General features: G+C 62.1%; 18 protein-coding genes. 3 read left to right on the top strand and 15 right to left on the bottom strand.

What is annotated here, in order from left to right; genetic code table 11:
• Positions 1–62 precede the first annotated feature (62 nt).
• The 3 genes from rpoD to rpsU form a co-directional block, all read right to left on the bottom strand.
• The gene (gene rpoD / locus ONG87_RS19145) at positions 63–1,907 is read right to left on the bottom strand and encodes an RNA polymerase sigma factor RpoD (protein WP_185795335.1); all 1,845 of its coding nucleotides are present in this window, start codon (positions 1,905–1,907) and stop codon (positions 63–65) included.
• Between the two features lie 67 nt (positions 1,908–1,974).
• The gene (gene dnaG, locus ONG87_RS19140; RefSeq protein WP_122477131.1) at positions 1,975–3,933 is read right to left on the bottom strand and encodes a DNA primase; all 1,959 of its coding nucleotides are present in this window, start codon (positions 3,931–3,933) and stop codon (positions 1,975–1,977) included.
• A 308-nt stretch (positions 3,934–4,241) separates the two neighbouring features.
• Entirely contained in the window at positions 4,242–4,457 is a 216-nt protein-coding gene (rpsU, locus tag ONG87_RS19135) for a 30S ribosomal protein S21 (RefSeq protein WP_002551877.1), read from the bottom strand.
• Positions 4,458–4,652: 195 nt separating this feature from the next.
• Here rpsU and tsaD point away from each other — a divergent pair, with 195 nt between their 5' ends.
• Entirely contained in the window at positions 4,653–5,678 is a 1,026-nt protein-coding gene (tsaD, locus tag ONG87_RS19130) for a tRNA (adenosine(37)-N6)-threonylcarbamoyltransferase complex transferase subunit TsaD (RefSeq protein ID WP_122477133.1), read from the top strand.
• An 18-nt stretch (positions 5,679–5,696) separates the two neighbouring features.
• Here the strand turns inward: tsaD and plsY are convergent, their stop codons facing one another.
• Entirely contained in the window at positions 5,697–6,266 is a 570-nt protein-coding gene (gene plsY / locus ONG87_RS19125; protein ID WP_122477134.1) for a glycerol-3-phosphate 1-O-acyltransferase PlsY, read from the bottom strand.
• Between the two features lie 76 nt (positions 6,267–6,342).
• On the opposite strand from plsY, the gene folB reads away from it, so the two are divergent.
• A complete protein-coding gene (gene folB, locus ONG87_RS19120; protein WP_264381848.1) occupies positions 6,343–6,696 on the top strand; it encodes a dihydroneopterin aldolase in 354 nt (117 codons plus the stop codon).
• A complete protein-coding gene (gene folK, locus ONG87_RS19115; protein ID WP_122477137.1) occupies positions 6,687–7,202 on the top strand; it encodes a 2-amino-4-hydroxy-6-hydroxymethyldihydropteridine diphosphokinase in 516 nt (171 codons plus the stop codon). Before folB ends, folK begins: the two co-directional genes overlap by 10 nt.
• Before the next feature lie 82 nt (positions 7,203–7,284).
• Here the strand turns inward: folK and ONG87_RS19110 are convergent, their stop codons facing one another.
• From ONG87_RS19110 to ONG87_RS19060, 11 genes are all read right to left on the bottom strand, one after another.
• On the bottom strand, positions 7,285–8,508 hold the full coding sequence (locus ONG87_RS19110; protein WP_264381847.1) for a multifunctional CCA addition/repair protein: 1,224 nt from the start codon (positions 8,506–8,508) through the stop codon (positions 7,285–7,287).
• A 66-nt stretch (positions 8,509–8,574) separates the two neighbouring features.
• Positions 8,575–10,137 (bottom strand): SpoVR family protein, encoded by a 1,563-nt coding sequence (locus ONG87_RS19105; protein WP_264381846.1) that lies wholly within the window; start codon positions 10,135–10,137, stop codon positions 8,575–8,577.
• A complete protein-coding gene (locus ONG87_RS19100) occupies positions 10,134–11,405 on the bottom strand; it encodes a YeaH/YhbH family protein (protein ID WP_122477142.1) in 1,272 nt (423 codons plus the stop codon). The genes ONG87_RS19105 and ONG87_RS19100 overlap by 4 nt, the downstream gene beginning before the upstream one ends.
• A 104-nt stretch (positions 11,406–11,509) precedes the next feature.
• A complete protein-coding gene (locus ONG87_RS19095) occupies positions 11,510–13,432 on the bottom strand; it encodes a PrkA family serine protein kinase (RefSeq protein WP_122477144.1) in 1,923 nt (640 codons plus the stop codon).
• A 307-nt stretch (positions 13,433–13,739) separates the two neighbouring features.
• Positions 13,740–14,063, bottom strand: a complete 324-nt coding sequence (glpE, locus tag ONG87_RS19090) for a thiosulfate sulfurtransferase GlpE (RefSeq protein ID WP_122477145.1) — start codon at positions 14,061–14,063, stop codon at positions 13,740–13,742.
• 28 nt (positions 14,064–14,091) lie between these two features.
• A complete protein-coding gene (locus tag ONG87_RS19085) occupies positions 14,092–14,973 on the bottom strand; it encodes a symmetrical bis(5'-nucleosyl)-tetraphosphatase (protein WP_185795330.1) in 882 nt (293 codons plus the stop codon).
• Positions 14,973–15,353: a Co2+/Mg2+ efflux protein ApaG gene (apaG, locus tag ONG87_RS19080; RefSeq protein ID WP_122477148.1), complete on the bottom strand. Its 381-nt coding sequence runs from the start codon at positions 15,351–15,353 to the stop codon at positions 14,973–14,975. The genes ONG87_RS19085 and apaG overlap by 1 nt, the downstream gene beginning before the upstream one ends.
• Before the next feature lie 108 nt (positions 15,354–15,461).
• Complete coding sequence (rsmA, locus tag ONG87_RS19075) at positions 15,462–16,268, bottom strand: 16S rRNA (adenine(1518)-N(6)/adenine(1519)-N(6))-dimethyltransferase RsmA (protein ID WP_192056455.1); 807 nt, start codon at positions 16,266–16,268, stop codon at positions 15,462–15,464.
• Complete coding sequence (gene pdxA / locus ONG87_RS19070; protein WP_264381845.1) at positions 16,268–17,254, bottom strand: 4-hydroxythreonine-4-phosphate dehydrogenase PdxA; 987 nt, start codon at positions 17,252–17,254, stop codon at positions 16,268–16,270. Before pdxA ends, rsmA begins: the two co-directional genes overlap by 1 nt.
• The gene (gene surA / locus ONG87_RS19065) at positions 17,251–18,567 is read right to left on the bottom strand and encodes a peptidylprolyl isomerase SurA (protein WP_264381844.1); all 1,317 of its coding nucleotides are present in this window, start codon (positions 18,565–18,567) and stop codon (positions 17,251–17,253) included. Before surA ends, pdxA begins: the two co-directional genes overlap by 4 nt.
• Positions 18,548–21,331, bottom strand: a complete 2,784-nt coding sequence (locus ONG87_RS19060; protein ID WP_264381843.1) for an LPS-assembly protein LptD — start codon at positions 21,329–21,331, stop codon at positions 18,548–18,550. Before ONG87_RS19060 ends, surA begins: the two co-directional genes overlap by 20 nt.
• Positions 21,332–21,408: the final 77 nt, after the last annotated feature.

Genomic DNA, 21,408 nt, shown 5'->3' with positions numbered 1-21,408 from the left:
TCGGTCCATGATGCAAAACCCCCGACAGGGCCGGGGGTTCTGGTGGTGCTCGTCGCAGAAGCTTATTCGTCGAGGAACGAGCGCAGGTGCTCGCTTCTGGTCGGGTGACGCAGCTTGCGCAGCGCCTTGGCTTCGATCTGGCGGATACGCTCGCGGGTAACATCGAACTGCTTGCCGACTTCCTCGAGGGTGTGGTCGGTGTTCATGTCGATGCCGAAACGCATGCGCAGCACCTTGGCTTCCCGTGCCGTAAGGCCGCCCAGCACTTCGCGCGTGGCTTCCTTGAGGCTCTCCACGGTGGCCACGTCGATCGGCGACTGCATGGTGGAGTCTTCGATGAAGTCACCCAGGTGGGAGTCTTCGTCGTCACCAATCGGCGTCTCCATGGAGATAGGCTCCTTGGCGATCTTCAAGACCTTGCGGATCTTGTCCTCGGGCATCTCCATGCGCTCGCCCAGCTCTTCAGGCGTAGGCTCGCGACCCATCTCCTGCAGCATCTGCCGCGAAATGCGGTTGAGCTTGTTGATGGTCTCGATCATGTGCACCGGAATACGGATGGTGCGCGCCTGGTCGGCGATCGAGCGAGTGATGGCCTGACGAATCCACCAGGTGGCGTACGTCGAGAACTTGTAGCCGCGACGGTATTCGAACTTGTCCACCGCCTTCATCAAGCCGATGTTGCCTTCCTGGATCAGGTCGAGGAACTGCAGGCCACGGTTGGTGTACTTCTTGGCAATCGAGATCACCAGACGCAGGTTGGCCTCGACCATCTCTTTCTTCGCCCGACGCGCCTTGGCTTCGCCGATCGACATGCGACGGTTGATGTCCTTGATCTCGGCGATGGTCAGGCCGGTTTCCGCTTCCAGCGCGCTCAGCTTCTGCTGGCAGCGCTGGATGTCGGCCTGCAGGCGACCGATGGCTTCGGCGTACTTCGCCTTGCCGTTGGCCAGGGCATCGCTCCAGGTCTGGTCGACTTCGTTGCCGGGGAACTGGCGCAGGAAGTCGGCACGCGGCATGCGTGCATCACGCACGCACAGCTGCATGATGGCGCGTTCCTGCTGACGCAGACGCTCCAGAGCACCACGAACACGCTCCACCAAGCCTTCGAACTGCTTGGGCACCAGCTTGATCGGCATGAACAGCTCGGCCAGCAGCAGCATCTCGGCAATGCCTTGCTTGCTGTGACGGCCATGCTTCTTCAGAGCCTTCAAAGTGACGGCGAGCTGGTCGGACACGGCGCCGAAGCGCTGCTGGGCGATGACGGGATCCGGACCGCTTTCGACTTCGTCCTCGTCGTCGCTGTCGGCTTCCTCTTCGTCGTCGTCCTTGCCATCGGCCTTGTCGGCCGATTTCTCGACCGGCGGCGGTACCTCGGCCGGCGGCGCAATGCCTTCGTCCGGGTCGATGTAGCCGCTGAGCACGTCGGACAGGCGGCCGCCCTCGGTGGTCACACGATCGTATTCGCTGAGGATGTGCTCGACCGTGCCGGGGAAGTGCGCAATTGCGCCCATCACTTCACGGATGCCCTCTTCGATACGTTTGGCGATTTCGATTTCGCCTTCACGCGTGAGCAGCTCGACCGTACCCATTTCGCGCATGTACATGCGCACCGGGTCGGTCGTGCGACCGATGTCGGTCTCGACCGCTGCCAACGCGGCAGCGGCCTCTTCGGCCGCCGCTTCGTCGGTATCGGCTTCGGCCAACAAAAGGGCATCCGCATCCGGAGCACTCTCGAATACGTTGATCCCCATGTCGTTGATCATGCGGATGATGTCTTCCACCTGCTCCGGATCTGAAATATCCTCGGGCAGGTGATCGTTGACCTCGGCGTAAGTCAGGTAACCCTGCTCACGACCACGGGTGATCAACTCTTTGATACGAGACTGCTGTTGCGCTTTTCCGGACATAACACCCTATCCACTGAAGGTCTTGGCGGGCAAAAAACAAGCCGAGGATTATACCCGAGCTAGGACCTCACGCGCCAGTTGAGGTCGGGGTTTGTGCGTGAACATTGCGGCTGAGTAGCTCGCGCAGTTGATTCTTTTCCTCTGCGCTCAGTTCACTCTGTCTTGATTTTCTGAGCAAATGCTCGAGACAACGCTCGCGTTGGCGAGCGGACAAGCTAGTTATAGTGTCGAAAAACTGTTGTTCAAGGTTATCGGCATCGATCAGCCATTCTTTCTCGGCCAGTGCTCGCAGCAGCTTGCCCTGTTCGGTGCCGTGCCAGCGCGCGATCAACTGCAGAGAGCGTAGCTTAGGATTCTTCTGCAGGGCTTCGAGCAATGCCACCAGCAACTGCGCGTGTACCTGTTCTTCATCGGCAAAATGGCTGACGTCCTCGACCTTTTCCGCCAGTTGCGGGTAGTGCAGCAAGGTTCGCAGCGCGCTCAAGGTAGGCGGCTCGACGGTCACCGGCGTGCGCGGCTGCGGGCGCGGCTCGAAATCACGCTTGCCTTTGCCCTTCCAGGGCTTGCCTTCCCATTTCTTCCCGCCTGGCTTGGCCGATGTCCATTGTTGCTGTGGTTCGAAGGCCGGCGGCGCATGAAAGTCACTGAAGTCGGGCGAATAACCCGGCATTGAATCGTAATCGGCCAGCGGATCATGGCTGGGCATCGGTGCGGCAGGGGCGCTTTGCACCAGCTGGCTGACAGCCTCGCCGCTCAAGCCGGTGATCTGGCTCAGGCGGTTGCGCATCAACGTGCGCAGATTGGCGCCGGGCACCTTGTCGATCAGCGGCGCAGCCAGTGTCGCCATGTGCGCCTTGCCTTCGAGCGAGCGCGGATCGGCTTCTTCGGTCAACTGCTGGAAAAAATAGTCGGCCAGCGGCTGTGCGTGCTGGTTGATGCGGGCGCGGAAGGCGTCTGTTCCTTCAGAGCGCACCAGGGTATCCGGGTCTTCGCCTTCGGGCAGAAACAGGAAGCGCGCCTTGCGCCCATCCTGCAGGCTCGGCAGTGCAGCTTCCAGTGCGCGCCAGGCGGCATTGCGGCCGGCCTGGTCGCCGTCGAAGCAGAACAGCACGCTGGGCACCACGCGGAACAGGCGCTTGAGATGTTCCTCGCTGGTGGCCGTGCCCAGGGTCGCGACGGCATTGCGCAGGCCTTGCTGGGCCAGGGCAATGACGTCCATGTAGCCTTCCACGACGATGATCTCGTCGAGGTTGCGGTTGTGCTTGCGTGCTTCGTAAAGGCCGTACAGCTCCTGGCCCTTGTGGAACACCGGGGTCTCCGGCGAGTTCAGGTACTTGGGCTTGTCGTCACCGAGCACGCGGCCACCGAAGGCGATGACCCGTCCGCGGCTGTCGCGGATGGGGAACATCACGCGGTCGCGAAAACGGTCGTAGCGCTTGCCGGAGTCGGCGTTCTCCACCAGCAGGCCGGCGTCGATCATGGCTTTCTGTTGCAGGCTGTCGCTGCTCAGGTGCTTGAACAGGTTGTCCCAGCCGGGCGGGGCGAAGCCCAGGCCGAAATCGCGGGCGATCTCGCCGGACAGGCCCCGACCCTTGAGGTAGTCGACTGCCGCGCGACGTTGCGCATGCCCCTTGAGCGCCATGCGGTAGAACTGCGCGGCAGCTTCAAGCAAGGGGTACAGCGGTGAGTCGGTGGGCTGGCGAGGCTTGCTGTTGCGCCCGCTGTCTTCGCGCGGCACTTCCATGCCGGCGGCCTTGGCCAGTTCCTCGACGGCCTGGGGGAAGTCCAGGTTGTCGTGGTCCATGATGAAGCCAAGGGCATTGCCGCCCGCGCCGCAGCCAAAACAGTAATAGAACTGCTTGTCGGGGCTGACGCTGAACGAGGGAGTCTTTTCCTTGTGGAACGGGCAGCAGGCGGTGTAGTTCTTGCCGGCTTTCTTCATTTGCAGGCGAGACTGCACGACATCGACGATATCGGTGCGGTTGAGCAGGTCGTCGATGAAGCCTTGGGGAATCAGCCCGGCCATGGCGTTCTCTTTATCAGCAGCCCAGGAGCGGAAGTGTACCCATTGGAAATCGGTCTGGCAGGTGTTGCAGCGCAGATTTCTGTATCGGAAACGTCTGTACGTTCAACGGAGCCCGGGGGCAGCAGTCGAAGCAGGGCGTTGCCAAAGGAATAAGTGTGCTCGTCTGCAGCCTTGCAAGGCTCGTCAGAATGACGCGCACGATCTGGCGATGAAACCAGTTCTGACGGTTGAGGCGGGGTACTGCTGCAACTGCCGGCAGCCCGGCTGTGGGCCGGGCAAGGCAGAAGCTTGCAACGAACGTCTGTGTATTAGTACAGACGAACGGCGCGGCGCTGTTCGCGCTGGACTTTCTTGGCGTGGCGTTTGACAGCGGCTGCTGCCTTGCGCTTACGCTCCGAAGTCGGCTTCTCGTAAAATTCGCGGCTACGAACTTCAGCCAGTACACCGGCTTTTTCGCAGGAGCGCTTGAAACGACGCAGAGCTACGTCGAAGGGTTCGTTCTCTTTAACTTTGACGGCTGGCATCCAGAGCTACCTTCATTCATTACCGGGGTCGACATCTCATGGCAAAATCGCGCATAAGTACGTCGGTTTTTAAGGGTTGCGGATGTTAACCCTTACCCGACAGGAATGCAAAGCCTCTGATCGAAAACCGCTGGTCGGTGCCTTGTTCGACGACTATCATGCGCGCCTTCGAATAGAGCTCCACAAGGCCTGGCCATGCTAGTACTGGGATTGGAAACGTCCTGCGACGAAACCGGTGTCGCATTATACGACAGCGAACGCGGCCTGCTGGCCGACGCGCTGTTCAGCCAGATCGACCTGCATCGCGCCTATGGCGGGGTCGTGCCCGAGCTTGCCTCGCGCGATCACGTCAAACGCATGCTGCCGTTGATCCGCCAGGTCTTGGCCGAAGCCGACTGCGCGGCAACCGAGATCGACGCCATCGCCTACACGGCCGGCCCCGGCCTGGTCGGGGCGCTGCTGGTAGGTGCCTCGTGTGCGCAGGCGCTGGCGTTCGCCTGGGACATACCAGCCCTGGGCGTTCATCACATGGAAGGCCACCTATTGGCGCCCATGCTGGAAGAGCAACCGCCACAGTTTCCGTTCGTCGCTCTGCTGGTGTCCGGCGGCCATACGCAATTGGTGCAGGTCGACGGCATCGGCCAGTACGCCTTGCTCGGCGAGACCCTGGACGATGCCGCCGGGGAAGCCTTCGACAAGACCGCCAAGCTGATCGGCCTGAATTACCCGGGTGGCCCGGAGATCGCTCGCTTGGCCAGGCAGGGTGTGGCGGGGCGCTTTACCTTCCCCCGACCGATGTGCGACCGCCCTGGCCTGGATTTCAGCTTCAGCGGCTTGAAGACCTTCGCCCTCAACACCTGGCAGCAGTGCCGCAGCGCCGGAGACGACGGCGAGCAGACCCGCTGCGACATCTCCTTGGCCTTCGAGCAGGCAGTGGTCGATACCCTGACCTACAAATGCCGTCGCGCCTTGAAGCAGACCGGCCTCAAGCGCCTGGTGATTGCGGGTGGGGTGAGTGCCAACCAGTCGCTGCGCCAGGGCCTGGAAAAAATGCTGGGTGAACTGGGTGGCAATGTCTATTACGCCCGTCCGCAGTTCTGTACGGATAACGGCGCAATGATCGCCTATGCTGGTTGTCAGCGGCTGTTGGCCGGCCAGCAGGAAACCCTGGCGATCAGTGTCCAGGCGCGTTGGCCAATGGAGCAGTTGCCACCGCTCTGAATATGTTGGCCAGCCCGCTCAGAAGTGACGCTCGCGGCCGGCGAACAAATCGCGCAGGTTACCGCGGTGACGCCAGATCACCAGCACCGTCAGCACGCTCATGGGCAGCAGCGCCTCAGGGCGCTGCCAGGCCAGCAACGGCAGGGTCAGGGGCGTGGCGATCAGGGCCGCCAGCGAACTGGTGCGGCTGAGCCGAAAGGTCAGCGCCCAGGCCAGCATTGCCAGCAGTGCAGCGGGTGGGTACAGCCCCATCAGCAGGCCAGCGGAGGTGGCCACGCCCTTGCCGCCCTTGAAGCGGAAATACAGCGGGAACAGGTGGCCGATTACCGCGCAGAGCCCGATCCAGGCTTGCTGCCCGAGGGTCATCCCGGCCCAGGCGGCGGCCAGCACCGGCAGCAAACCCTTGCACAAGTCGCCCAGCAGAGTGAGGATGGCGAGCTTTTTACCGGCCAGGCGCAGCATGTTGGTTGCCCCGGCGTTGCCCGAACCGCTCATTCGCGGGTCGGGAGTGCCCGTCGCGCGACTGAGCACGATAGCGAAGGACAGCGAGCCGAGCAGGTAGGCGCCAAGCGCCAGCAACCAGAACATGCTTACTATTTCCGGGTCTGGAAACCCTTGATTCTAACGGCGCCTGGCGCCCTTGTCGTGCTGCGGAGTGAAGTGCTTGGACAGAGTGTTTATCGAAGGTCTGGAAGTCGACACGGTGATCGGCGCCTACGATTGGGAGCGTGACATTCGTCAGTGCCTGCGTCTGGACCTGGTGTTCGCCTGGGACAACCGCCCGGCTGCGGCTGGCGACGACCTCACCCTGGCCCTCGACTATGCGACGGTGTCGCAGCGCGTCCAGGCATTTGCCGCGCAGGCTCGCTTCGAACTGGTCGAGACGTTCGCCGAACGTCTGGCCCAGCTGTTGATGAGCGAGTTCGGCATTCCCAGGCTGCGGCTCAAGGTCACCAAGCCGGGTGCCGTCGCGGCGGCGCAAGGTGTCGGTGTGGAGATCGAGCGCGGATGTCGCTGAATAGAATCTACCTGGGCCTGGGCAGCAACACCGACCGTGAACGTCATCTGTGTGCGGGGCTCGATGCGTTGGCGCCCTTGCTCGTGGACATGCGCTGTTCAGCGGTATTCGAAAGCCAGCCGGTGGGCATCAAGAGCGGCCCGTTCTTCAATCTGGTGGTAACCGGGCTGACCGACTTGCCGTTGACCGCACTGGATCGTCGGTTGAAGTTCATCGAAGCCGACAATGGCCGCTACGCCCCGGAGCGCAAAGGCCTGCCGTTGGATATCGATGTATTGCTGTACGGCGACCTGGTCGGTAACTTCGACGGACTGGTGCTGCCCCGTGCCGAAATTCTGAAAAATGCGTTTGTACTGTGGCCATTGGCATTGATCGCGCCAGAGTTGGTGCATCCAGGCGCAGGGGTGAGTCTTGACCAGCTTTGGCGCGAGTCGAACATCGATCAGGTGTTGGCCCCCGTTCCATTCGAATGGCGCGGGCAGCAATTGACTCCCGTCACGCTTTGAATCATCACCGTCTTCTTCACAAGCACAGCTCCCCACCTGTGGGAGCGGGTCTCTGCCCGCGAAGAGGCCCCCAAGGCCACCCTCAAACCCCCGCCTTATACGCCTTGAGTGCCTCCAACCGCGCCCGCTTCAACGCCTCCCCCAATGCCTGGCCCTTGAACCCCTGGGCAACCAGCGGCTGAACCGCCACACCCCGCGCCGCTGCAGCCGCACCCCTTAGATAATCCGCCTGCGGATATTCCCGCGCCTCGAACCCCAACCGCCCTCGCGCGTCCATCTCGCACGCCATGATGAAATCCTCGAAGCGCCCGGGGCGACGGTACACATCGAAGCTCTGCAGCAACTCCAGCAGCGTCGACGGCTTGAGCTCCAGGGCTCGATGGCCGTGCGTGTGATATTCACCCACCAACACCGCCAGCTCCTGACAATCCCTGGGCACCTTGAAGCGTTCGTTGACCGCCTTGATCAGTTTCACGCCCCGCTGCTCGTGGGCGATATGCCGCGGCCACTCGCTGGGGCGCGTGGTGCCCTTGCCCAGGTCGTGCAGCAGGCACGCCCAGCGCACGCTCAGCGGCTGGCCATGGCGCGCCGCCTGTTCAAGCACGCTCAGGGTATGCACGCCGGTGTCGATCTCCGGATGATGGGCCGGCGGCTGCGGCACGCCAAACAACGCGTCGACCTCAGGCAGCAGGTGCTCCAGCGCCCCGCAATCGCGCAGCACTTGAATGAACACCTGGGGATGAGCCTCCATCAATGCTCGGGAAATCTCCTTCCAGCTGCGTTCGGCGGTCAAGGCCTGCAGCTCGCCCGACTCGCTCAACTGACGCATGAGCTGCAGGGTCGGTTCGGCCACGCGAAAACCCAGTCCGGCATAGCGCGCGGCGAAACGTGCGACCCGCAGCACGCGCAAGGGGTCTTCGATGAACGCTGGGGACACGTGCCTGAGCAGGCGCTCGTTCAGGTCCTGCTGACCGCCGTACGGATCGATGATGCGGCCGTCATCGTCCTCGGCCATGGCATTGATGGTCAGGTCGCGCCGCGACAGGTCCTGCTCCAGGGTCACGTCCGGGCTGGCGTGGAAGACGAACCCGCCATAGCCACGTCCACTCTTGCGCTCGGTGCGTGCCAGGGCATATTCCTCACCGGTCTGCGGATGCAGGAACACCGGGAAATCACTGCCCACGGGACGATAGCCATCAGCGAGCATACGTTCGGCGTCGGCACCGACCACCACGCGGTCGATGTCCACGACCGGTATGCCCAGCAAGCGGTCGCGCACCGCTCCACCCACTTCATAGATCTTCATTGCAACACCTCCGATGGCCCGGAAGGATAACACCAAGCCATCGGCGGTTTTGCGTACGCACCTGCCTCAGAGGTGGACGATGTTGAGGTCCATCCGCCCGTGGCTGCCGTCCGCATGCTCGCTGCGCGGTGGCACGTGATGGGTCTTGACCAACTGATCGCCCTGCAGCGTATCCAGATGGATATCGAACCCCCACAGGCGGTGCAGGTGCTTGAGCACCTCGTCGGTGGATTCTCCCAGTGGCTTGCGGTCATGTTGCTGATGACGCAGGGTCAGCGAGCGGTCACCGCGTCGATCGATGCTCCAGATCTGTACATTGGGCTCGCGGTTACCCAGGTTGTACTGCGCCGCCAGGGTTTCGCGAATGGTGCGATAGCCGTTTTCATCGTGGATGGCTGGCACCAGTAACTCGTCCCGCTGATCGTCATCCATGATGCTGAACAGCTTCAGGTCGCGAATGACCTTGGGCGACAGGTACTGCAGGATGAAGCTCTCGTCCTTGAAGCTGCTCATGGCGAACTTGATGGTCGACAGCCAGTCACTGCCGGCAATGTCGGGAAACCAGTGACGATCTTCATCGTCCGGGTGCTCGCACATGCGGCGTATGTCGCGGTACATGGCAAAGCCCAGGGCATAGGGGTTGATGCCATTGTAGTAGGGGCTGTCGAAACCGGGCTGGAACACCACGCTGGTGTGCGACTGCAGAAACTCCATCATGAAGCCGTCGGTCACCAGGCCTTCGTCGTAGAGGTCGTTCATCAGGGTGTAGTGCCAGAACGTTGCCCAGCCCTCGTTCATCACCTGGGTCTGGCGTTGCGGGTAGAAGTACTGGGCGATCTTGCGCACGATTCGTACGATCTCGCGCTGCCAGGGCTCGAGCAGCGGCGCATGCTTTTCGATGAAATACAGGATGTTCTCCTGCGGCTCGGCCGGGAACCGGGCGTTGTCTTCCTCGCGGTTCTTGTCGGCGCCCTTGGGAATGGTGCGCCACAGATCGTTGATCTGCCGCTGCAGGTGCTCTTCGCGATCGGCCTGGCGGCGACGCTCTTCTTCCGCGGAAATGGGGTAGGGACGCTTGTAGCGGTCGACACCGTAGTTCATCAGGGCGTGGCAGGAATCGAGCAGATCCTCCACGGCATCGATGCCATGACGTTCCTCGCACTTCATGATGTAGGACTTGGCGAACACCAGGTAATCGATGATCGAACTGGCGTCGGTCCAGGTGCGGAACAGGTAGTTGCCCTTGAAGAAGCTGTTGTGCCCATAGCAGGCATGGGCCACCACCAGCGCCTGCATGCAGATGGTGTTCTCTTCCATCAGGTAGGCGATGCACGGATCGGAGTTGATGACGATCTCGTAGGCCAGGCCCATCTGGCCGCGGGTGTAGGACTTCTCGGTGCTGAGAAAATGCTTGCCGTAGGACCAATGGTGATAGCCCAGGGGCATCCCCACCGAGGCGTACGCATCCATCATCTGCTCGGCAGTGATCACCTCGATCTGGTTGGGGTAGGTGTCCAGCGCATAGCGCTCGGCGATGCGGCTGATTTCCCGGTCGTAGGTCTGGATGAGCTCGAACGTCCATTCCGAGCCCGTGGAGATGGGTTGGCGCTTCTGCTCTCTGGCGGTCATGTCGCTAACCTGCGCTGGAAGAGTTCACGGAAGACCGGATAGATATCACCGGCCGACACCAGCTGCTGCTGGGCGAACGTATCGGCGAACGACTCGCTGATGCGCTCGTATTCGTACCACAGGGCCTGATGTTCGCGCGGCGTGATTTCCACATAGGTGTAGTACTGCACGAACGGCATGATCTGCTGGGTGAGGATTTCCCGGCAAATCGGTGAGTCGTCGTTCCAGTTATCGCCGTCCGAGGCCTGGGCGGCGTAGATGTTCCATTCGTTGGTTGGGTACCGCGCGGCCATGATCTCCTGCATCAGTTTCAGGGCGCTGGAAACGATGGTGCCGCCGGTCTCGCGCGAGTAGAAGAACTCCTCCTCGTCGACTTCGCGGGCGCTGGTGTGATGGCGGATGAACACCACTTCGATCTTGTCGTAGTTACGCTTGAGAAACAGATACAGCAAGATGAAGAAGCGCTTGGCTATGTCCTTGGTGGCTTGGGTCATGGAACCGGACACGTCCATCAGGCAGAACATCACCGCCTTGGAACTGGGGTTGGGATGCTTGACCAGCAGGTTGTACTTGAGGTCGAAGGTGTCCAGAAAGGGCACGCGATGGATGCGCGCGCTGAGCTTTTCGATTTCGCCGATCAATGCCTGAATGTCACCGAAATTGTCCGGTTCCTCGATCTTCAAACGCTCGAGCTCAAGCTTGGCCGCCTTGAGCTTGGCGCGGCTGCTGCCTGAAAGCGCTATGCGCCGCGCATGGGCCGAGCGCAGGGTGCGGATGATGTTGATGCGCGAAGGGTTGCCCTCGTTGCTGATACCAGCACGCACCGTCTTGTAGGTGTCGGTACCACTGAGGTTGCGCTTCACCAGGTTGGGCAGTTCCAGGTCCTCGAACATGAATTCGAGAAATTCCTCCTGGGTGATCTGGAACACGAACTCGTCCATGCCCTCGCCGGAGTTGCCCGCCTTGCCAGGCCCCTTGCCGCCGCCTCCGCCCTGGGGGCGGGCGATGTGTTCGCCGGCGGTGAACTCCTTGTTGCCGGGGTGCACCACCGTCTGCTTGCCGCCGCGGCCGTGCTGCAACACCGGCTCGTCGATATCGCGGCCGGGAATGCTGATCTGCTCGCCATGTTCCATGTCGGTGATGGAACGACGGCCGACGGCATCTTCCACGGCCTTCTTGATGTGGTCACGGTAACGCCGCAGGAAACGCTGGCGGTTCACCGTACTCTTGTTCTTGCCATTGAGGCGTCGGTCGATCACATAGCTCATTAGGCCTCCGGGCAGCCGGGCTGCAAGCCACAAGTCGAGAGCAGCGAAAAGCCCGGGCATCGATGCCTGCCTGGGCCCGTCGCAGCCTGAAACCTACCGCGTGATCACTGCGACTTCCTGACCCGCAGATACCACTCGGACAGCAGACGGACCTGCTTGTCGGTATAGCCGCGCTCGACCATGCGAGTGACGAAGTCGTTGTGCTTCTGCTGGTCCTCCTTGCTGGCCTTGGCGTTGAAACTGATGACCGGCAACAAGTCCTCGGTGTTGGAGAACATTTTCTTCTCGATCACCACGCGCAGCTTCTCGTAGCTGAGCCAGGTCGGATTCTTGCCGTTGTTGTTGGCGCGGGCGCGCAGCACGAAGTTGACGATCTCGTTGCGGAAATCCTTCGGATTGCTGATGCCGGCTGGTTTCTCGATCTTTTCCAGCTCTTCGTTGAGGGCCACGCGGTTGAGAATCTCGCCGGTTTCCGGGTCGCGGTACTCCTGATCCTGAATCCAGAAATCGGCGTACAGCACGTAGCGGTCGAAGATGTTCTGCCCGTACTCGCTGTACGACTCCAGGTACGCGGTCTGGATCTCCTTGCCGATGAACTCGATGTAGCGCGGTGCCAGGTATTCCTTGAGGAAGCGCAGGTACCGCTCGCGCACCTCGGCAGGGAATTGCTCCTGCTCGATCTGCTGCTCCAGTACATAAAGCAGGTGCACCGGGTTGGCGGCGATCTCGTGGGGGTCGAAGTTGAACACCTTGGAGAGGATCTTGAAGGCGAAGCGCGTCGACAGGCCATTCATGCCTTCATCCACGCCCGCGGTGTCGCGGTATTCCTGGATCGACTTGGCCTTGGGATCGGTGTCCTTGAGGTTCTCGCCGTCGTACACGCGCATCTTCGAATAGATGTTGGAGTTGTCCGGCTCCTTGAGCCGCGACAGCACGGTGAACTGCGCCAGCATCTTCAGGGTGTCGGGCGCGCAATGAGCCTTGGACAGCGAGCTGTTGAACAGCAGCTTGTCGTAGATCTTGATCTCGTCGCTGACACGCAGGCAGTACGGCACCTTGACGATGTAGATCCGGTCGATGAACGCCTCGTTGTTCTTGTTGTTGCGAAAGCTGTGCCACTCCGATTCGTTGGAGTGCGCCAGCAGGATGCCCGAATAGGGAATCGCGCCCAGGCCCTCGGTACTGTTGTAGTTACCCTCCTGGGTGGCGGTCAGCAGCGGATGGAGCACCTTGATCGGCGCCTTGAACATCTCGACGAATTCCATCAGGCCCTGGTTGGCCCGGCACAGGGCACCCGAGTAGCTGTAGGCATCGGCGTCATTCTGTGGGTATTCCTCCAGCTTGCGGATGTCGACCTTGCCCACCAGCGCGGAAATGTCCTGGTTGTTCTCGTCGCCCGGCTCGGTCTTGGCCACGGCGATCTGGTTGAGAATGGAAGGGTAGAGCTTGACCACGCGGAACTGGCTGATGTCACCGCCGAATTCGGCCAGGCGCTTGGTGGCCCAGGGCGACATGATGGTGCTCAGGTAGCGTTGCGGAATGCCGAAGTCTTCTTCAAGGATCGCGCCGTCCTCGGTGGCATTGAACAGCCCCAGGGGCGACTCGAACACCGGCGAACCCTTGATCGCGTAGAACGGCACCTTCTCGATCAGCTGCTTGAGCTTCTCGGCCAGCGAAGACTTGCCGCCGCCTACCGGGCCCAGCAGGTACAGGATCTGTTTCTTCTCTTCCAGGCCCTGCGCCGCATGGCGGAAGTACGACACGATCTGGTCGATGCATTCCTCCATGCCGTGGAAGTCTTCGAACGCTGGGTAGCGACGAATCACCTTGTTGGAGAAGATGCGCGACAGCCGGGAATTGGCCGACGTGTCGAGCAATTCGGGCTCCCCTATCGCCATCAGGATCCGCTCGGCAGCAGACGCATAGGTCCTGCGGTCGGTTTTGCACAGCTCGAGGTACTCCTGTAACGAGAGCTCTTCCTGGCGTGTGGATTCGAAGCGTTGTTGGAAGTGGCTAAAGATACTCATGACGTCACCTCGCTCGATACGTGGAGCCGACGTCGGATCACTCAGTTGATGCTGGCGGTCACCCAAACCCCGTGGTGGCCGTATACCCCCCAGAACACCCTTGTAGCCTTGACCGATTGACCCGCGCGCCGGTGTACCGGCTCTCCCCTGTTATGGATGGCCTGAGCTTAAGGATAGTTGGTTATCGAAGACTTCAAGCGCGGATGCGCAATTAACTGCGGCCAGGGCCTGGCGACAATGCTGCGAAGGCCCGTGGGGCGCGGCGTCGGCGACGAAAAAAATTTCGTCGCGCGGGGCTTGCGAAGGATTATTCAGCCTGGCTGGTTTCGCCCGGAAAGGTGCTGCGCCACAGCTCGAAGCCGCCGTCCATGCTGTACACATCGGAAAAGCCCTGGCTCACCAGGTAGGCAGCGGCGCTCTGGCTGGAATTGCCGTGGTAGCAGACCACGACCAGCGGCTTGTCCAGATCGGCCGCCGTGATGAAACCGTGCAGCGAGTGGTTGTCCAGGTGAGTGGAATCGGTGATATGGCCAGCCGCGAAGGTTTGCGGGTCGCGGATATCCACCACCACGGCGCCCTGTTCGCGCAGGCTCTGGACGTCTTGCGGAGGGATGCGTTTGAATTCGGTCATGGACAGGCTCCTGGGCTGGTCGCCCATTCTAGCGTTTGTCGCATGGGGGAGGGAAATCCGCCGCGGGGGTCGCTGCAGGCAAGTGCACATCGCCCTCATCGGTGCATTTGCAGGACAGGCGCTCACCGCTGTCGACGTCGAGCAGCGTCATCGCACCGCCCCACACGCATCCGGTATCGAGCGCGAACACGCCCGGCGCCTCGCAACGCCCTTCCAGCGCCGCCCAATGGCCGAAGATGATCTTCAGGTCGCGCGTCTTGCGCTCCTTGTGGGCGAACCAGGGCGCGTAGCCGGGCAGCGCGGTGTCGGCGCCTTCCTTGCCCTTGAGGTCGAGCTTGCCGTCGGCGGTGCAGAAACGCATGCGGGTGAAGTAGTTGGTGATCACACGCAAGCGGGCAACGCCCTGCAACGCCTTGTCCCACTTGTTCGGCTCGTTGCCGTACATGCCGTCCAGAAAAGGCTTGAACAGCTGGTCATCACGCAGCGCGGTCTCGACCTCGGCGGCCAGGCGCAAGGCCTTGCGCAGCGACCATTGTGGTGGAATCCCGGCATGCACCAGCACGGCATTGCGCTGTTCGTCGTGGTGCAGCAGCTTCTGCCGGCGCAGCCAGTCGAGCAACTGCGGGCCGTCGGGTGCGTCGAGGATTTCGCGCAAGGTATCGCCACGCTTGAGCCGCTCGGCGTCGTTGGCCACCGCCAGCAGGTGCAGGTCGTGATTGCCCAGCACACACACCAGCGCGTCACGCATGCCATACAGGTAGCGCAGGGTTTCCAGCGAACTCGGCCCGCGGTTGACCAGGTCGCCCACCAGCCACAGCGTGTCCTTGGCAGGGTCGAAGGCGACCTGTTGCAGCAGGCACTTGAGTGGCTGCAGGCAGCCTTGCAAGTCACCGACTGCGTACACTGCCATCAGTGCAGGGCGCCTGGTACGGCGAGGCGAAACGGGGCGATGACGGCTTCGAACTGCTTGCCGTCTTCGGCCTGCATCTGATAGCTGCCCTGCATGTTGCCCACCGTGGTGGCCATCACCGTGCCGCTGGAATAGGTGTGGCTTTCACCGGCGGCGATCAGCGGTTGCTGGCCAATGACACCGGCGCCTCGGACTTCCTCGACCTTGCCATCGCCATCGGTGATCACCCAGTGGCGAGACAGCAGGCGAGCCGGTATCTGTCCGTTGTTGCTCACGGTAACGGTATAGGCAAAGGCAAAACGCTGCTGCTCGGGCTGTGATTGTTCTGCCAGGAAACGGGTCACGACGCTGACGTCGATCTGATAACGGGGATCGGACATGCAAAGGGCCTTGAAAACGAGAGCTAATGTAGCCGGCGTTGGCCGGTTCAGGGTCAGTCCGGGGCAACGCGGTGGCCTGTGGACCAATCGCTTGGTCCAGGTTAGAGGTCAGAGCGGGTCGCTTCGTTCGGCGAGTTGATCAGCCAGGCGCACGAAAGCCGCCAGGTCGAGCTGTTCGGGCCGCAGGCTGCCGTCGACGCCGGCCGCTTCGATCGCCTCGACGGGCAGCAGCGCCTTGAGCGTGTTGCGCAAGGTCTTGCGCCGCTGGTTGAAGGCTTCGCGCACCACTCGCTCGAGCAGGCGGTGATCCTTGGCCGGGTGGGGCAGGGTGGTGTGAGGTACCAGGCGCACGATGGCCGAATCGACCTTGGGCGGCGGATTGAACGCGCCCGGCCCGACGTTGAACAGGTGCTCGACACGGCAGTGGTACTGAACCATGATCGACAGCCGTCCCCAGTCGCCGCCGCCAGGGCCTGCAGCCATGCGCTCGACCACTTCCTTCTGCAGCATGAAATGCATGTCGCGGATCAGGTGGGCGTTGTGCAGCAAATGGAAGATCAGTGGGGTGGAGATGTTGTACGGCAGGTTGCCGACCACGCGCAGGCTGCCAGCCTCGGCGCCCAGGCTGGTGAAGTCGAACTTCAATGCATCGCCCTGGTGCAGGCGGAAATTGCCCTTGCCGGCGAATTGCTGATTGAGGATCGGCACCAGGTCCTTGTCCAGTTCCACCACGTCCAGTTGCGCGCCGCTGCCCAGCAGGCCTTCGGTAAGGGCGCCCTGGCCCGGGCCGATTTCCAGCAGGTGTTCACCGGGCTTGGCGTGGATGGAGCGCAGGATACGGTCGATCACGCCGGCATCGTGGAGAAAGTTCTGGCCAAAGCGCTTGCGCGCCCGGTGTTGGTAGTGCTCGGTCATTAAAATGTCTCGGCCATTCGATAGGCGGTGTCGAGGGCGACGCGCAGGCTGCCGGTATCGACCTTGCCGGTTCCGGCCAGGTCCAGGGCGGTGCCGTGGTCCACGGAGGTGCGAATGATCGGCAACCCCAGGGTCACGTTGACCGCGGCGCCAAAGCCTTTGTACTTGAGTACGGGCAGGCCTTGGTCGTGATACATCGCCAGCACCGCATCGCAATGCTGCAGGTATTTGGGAGTGAAGAGCGTATCGGCGGGCAGCGGCCCGCGCAGATCCATGCCTTCGGCGCGCAGACGCTCCAGGGTAGGCTCGATGATGTCGATTTCCTCGCGGCCCAGGTGGCCGCTTTCGCCGGCATGGGGGTTCAGACCGCAGACCAGGATGCGCGGTCGGGCCAGGCCGAACTTGCCCTGCAGGTCGGCGTGCAGAATGCGCGTGACCCGCTCCAGACGCTCGACGGTGATCGCATCGGACACCTCGCGCAGGGGCAGGTGAGTGGTTACCAGTGCGACGCGCAGATCGCCGGTTGCAAGCATCATCACCACCTGTTCGGTAGCGGTGAGATCGGCGAGGAATTCAGTGTGTCCGGAGAACGCGATGCCACCGTCGTTGATCACACCCTTGTGCACCGGCGCAGTAATCATGCCCGCGAACAGCCCGTCGAGGCAGCCCTGCGCTGCACGCGTCAAGGTCTGCAGCACGAACGCGGCGTTGGCGGTATTCAGCTGGCCGGTGAGTACCGGCGCGCCCAGAGGCGTGTCCCAGACGTACAGGCTGCCCGCTGGCGCAGGCTGGTCGGGTAGGGTGTCGGCATCGACTTCCAGCAGGCTGACGGCCAGCCCCAGTTGCGCGGCCCGCTCGGCGAGCAGGTCACGGCTGGTGATGGCGATCAAGGGGTGAGGCTGAGGTTGCTCGGCCAGCAGCAGGCACAGGTCTGGACCTATGCCCGCCGGCTCACCGGGCGTCAACGCGAAACGCTTGGGGGTCACTGCGCAGCCTGGTCGGCGCCAGGCAGCTTGATTTCGACGTAGGCTTCGTCGCGGATCTGGCGCATCCAGGTCTGCAGCTCTTCGTCATACTTGCGGTTGCGCAACACGGTCATTGCCTGCTGGTCGCGGGCCTGCTCGGTGTTGTCGGTTGCACGGCGCCCCAGCACCTGCAGCACATGCCAGCCGAACTGGGTCTGGAACGGACGCGAAACCGTTTCCACCGGCGTCGACGCCATGGTTTCGCGGAACTCGGGCACCAGCGACTGGGGGTTGACCCAGTTCAGATCGCCGCCGTTGAGCGCCGAACCTGGATCTTCCGAGAAATTCTTCGCCAGGGTGGCGAAGTCCTCGCCGTTTTCGATGCGTTCGTACAGCTTGCGTGCCAGTTCTTCGGTCTGGGCCGGGCTGCGAATCTCGCTCGGCTTGAGCAGAATGTGACGTACGTGTACTTCGTCCACGGTCTGGGTGGCGCCACCGCGCTTGTCCAGCACCTTGAGGATGATGAAGCCCACGGGCGTGCGCACCGGCTGGGTAACATCGCCGACCGGCATGCTGCTGAGCATGCGGTCGAACGGTGCCGGCAGCTGAGCAGGCTTGCGCCAGCCCATGTCGCCGCCTTCCAGGGCGTTCTCGCTCGACGAGCTGGCAATCGCCAACTTGTTGAAGTCGGCACCCTGCTTGAGCTGGCGATAGATGTCCTCGGCCTTGCTCGCCGCTGCCTGGATAGCCGCCGAGCTGGCGCTTTCCGGGACCTGGATCTGGATGTTGGCCAGGTGCAGTTCTTCGGACAGCTGCATCTTGCCCAGGTCCGAGGCGAGGAAGTTCTTCACTTCCTGCTCGGATACCTGGATGCGCTCGGCCACGCGACGCTGGCGTACGCGGCTGATGATCATCTCGCGCTTCACCTGCTCGCGCGCATCGTCATACGACAGGCCGTCATGCGCCAGTGCGGCACGGAACTGCTCGGTCGACATGTTGTTGCGCTGGGCAATGGTGGCGATGGCGCTGTTGAGTTCTTCGTCGGTAATGCGAATGCCGGAACGTTCGCCGATCTGCAGCTGCAGATTCTCGACGATCAGGCGTTCCAGCACCTGCTGTTGCAGGACGCTCGCCGCAGGTACGCCACCGCCACGCTTGGCGATGGTTTGCTGCACTTCCTTGACGCGCTGGTCGAGCTGGCTTTGCATGACCACGTCGTTGTCGACGATGGCCACGACGCGGTCCAGCTGTTGCACCGCGGCGTGCGCCGTGGTGCCCAGCAGCATGGCGCCCAGCACGACTGGGCGCAGCAGATCACATAGCTTGGTCTTCACGTTCACGATAACCTTGAATGCCCTTGTCGAGGAAACCCTCGACCTTATTGCCTACCACGCCACCGAGGCCCTTCAGCACGATTTGCAGGAAGATGCCGTGGTCGCCTTTTTCGTTCTGCGGGGCGGCCTGGCTGTACTCGTCGTAGTCAACCCAGTAGCGGTTGATCAGACGCATCTTCCAGCAGCAGTTGTCGTATTCGAAACCACCAAAGGCTTCCAGCGTGCGATTGCGGTTGTAGTCGAACTGCCAGCGGCTGATGACGCTCCACTGCGGCACGATCGGCCACATGACCGAGAAGTCATGCTGCTGGATCTTGTAGTAGTCCTTCACGTAGTTCGGATCACCCGGCTGACCGTAGTCGCCACCGAAGGTCCAGCGACCGGTCGCCGAATCGTAGTGCACGGTGTCGTCGCGGTAGCGGTAGCCCAGGTTGACCACCTTGTTCGGGTTGTCTTCAGGCTGGTAGTGGAACATCGCGCTGCCCGAACGGGTGCTGCGGCTGTCCGGATCCCAGTTGAAGTCCGAGCTGAAGCGCCAGTCGCGGTTGAAGCGATATTCGTATTCCAGGGCGTACGGCGAAACGTTGGCCTGGGCATCGTCGCGCGTCTTGAAATCGACGCCCGGCAGTTGCACTTCACGATCCTTGAAGTACACGGCCTGGCCGACGGCCACGCGCTGACGCTCGAAACCGTTCTCCTCGATCCAGCGGCTGGTCACGCCCAGCGACAGCTTGTTCTCGTCGCCCACGCGGTCGGCACCGGTGAAGCGGTTTTCGCGGAACAGCGAGCCATAGCTGAAGGTGGTTTCCGACGTGTCGAACACTGGAATGTCGGTCTGGTCTTCCTCGGGAACATAGAGGTAGAACAGGCGCGGTTCCAGGGTCTGGCGGAAGTTGGTGCCGAACATCTGGGTGTCGCGGTCGAAGTACAGGCCGCTGTCGATGCTGGCGATCGGTACGCCGCGGTTCTGCGAGCCGCTGTATTTTTCGAACGTGCTTGAATTCGGATTTTGATTGGCCAAATCCTGCTTGCCTCGGCCATCCAGATCCAGATCGTACTGGGTGTACATGTACTTGAGCGACGGACGCACGAAGCCCCAGTTCCAGTTCAACGGCAGCGATACGCCTGGTTCCAGGTTCAGGCGGTTGCCGTTGGCACGCGCCAGGCCTGACACGTTGTTGTCGATGCGGCTCGCGCCAATGCCATCTTCGTTGATGAACGTACCTTTGCGCAGATCACGCTCGAAACGCACGATCTCGCTGTTGTAGGTGAAGTCCAGACCGCCCGGATGGTAAGGCAGCGCACCGTTGAAGGTGATCTGCGGCATGCGGTTGTACGGGGTGATGTCGGCCACGGTCGCCAGCTTGTACGCCTGGGCGTTCAAGCGTGCGGTGTAGTTGTCACCGCGATAGGTCAGGGCACCCTGCTGGTTGATCCAGTCAGTGCGCTCGACGCCGATCTGGTCCGACTGCAGGTCCTGGAAGTAGTACGGATCGCTGATGTCGGTGTAGTCGACTTCAGTGGTCAGGCGCGAATCCAGGCCGCCCTTGTGCTGCCAGTTGACCATCCAGCGGGTCTTGTCGTAGTCGGACTGCTGGCTGCGATCGTCGTTTTCGTCGTTCAGGTACGCGCCGCCGAACTGGCCTTCGCTGGTCTTGGTCAGGTAGCGGAACTCGCCTTCCATCATCAAGCCACGCTTGGCCATGTAGCGCGGGTACAACGTGGCGTCGTAGTTCGGCGCCAGGTTGAAGTAGTACGGGGCAACCAGGGTGAAGCCGCTGTCGCTGTCGCTGGCGAAGGACGGCGGCAGGAAGCCGGACTGGCGACGGTCGTCGATCGGGAAGTAGATATACGGCGTGTAAAGCACCGGAATATCCTTCACGCGAAGGGTGACGTTGGTCGCCGTGCCGAAACCGGTGGCCGGGTTCAGCGTGATGTTGTTGCCCTTGAGCTGCCAGGCGTTGCTGTCCGGCTCGCAGGTGGTATAGGTACCGTCCTTGAGGCGGATGATCGCGTTCTCGGCGCGCTTGGCGTACAGCGCATTGCCGCGGATGCGCGACTTGTGCAGCACGTATTCGGCGTTGTCGACCTGGGCTTCACCGGTGTCGAGCTGGATCTGGGCGTGGTCGCCCACGACCAGCGCGCCGTTGTCGCGCAGCTTGACGTTGCCGTTGAGCTCGCCGCGGTTCTCGGCCTGGTGCAGGCTGGCCTCGTCGGCCTCGATCTGCATGCTGCCCTGGCGCATCACGACGTCACCGGCCAGCGAGGCGATCTGCTCCTCGGTCTGGTAGCGCGAAGCCTTGGCGCCGATGAAGGTCGGTGCCTCGCTCTTCGGCGTGTCGTCGTTCATGCCCGGACGCACCGGCTCGATGTACGCACCGGAGCAGTACGGCCCGGTCTCGGCCAGTTGGGCGGCGGTCAGCTTGCTGCGCGGCACCCAGTCGAGATGGCTGTAGTCGGGGCTGCGCGAGCTCAGGCCACGGCCCTTGCTCTGCGTGACCGCGACCGGCCCGACGGTTTTCTCTTCGCGTGAAGAGGCACCGCTGCCGCCGCTCGCCACTGCCGCGCCGTCGTGCACGGGGCGCGGCGGCAACTGCGCGGCGTTGGCCTTGGGGTTGCAGTCCCAGGCACCAGCAGCGGAGACTTGGCAGTCGAATTGCTCTGCAGCAAAAACGAACGGGGTGGCCATGGGTTGCATCACCAGCAAACCGCCAGTGACCAGCAACGGAAATTTTTTACGAAACGCGGGGGATTTCAATGCCATCTTATTAGTCCGGGCTTCCTGCGTGCCATCTTGCCCGCGGGGGGGCCGCACGCCTCTCGATGGTCTGAAAAAGATGC

This window comes from Pseudomonas sp. MM227, from assembly GCF_947090715.1.
Taxonomy (GTDB): domain Bacteria; phylum Pseudomonadota; class Gammaproteobacteria; order Pseudomonadales; family Pseudomonadaceae; genus Aquipseudomonas; species Aquipseudomonas baltica.
Note: the sequence above shows the minus strand (reverse complement) of the source record. Positions and strands in the feature narration are given on the sequence as shown.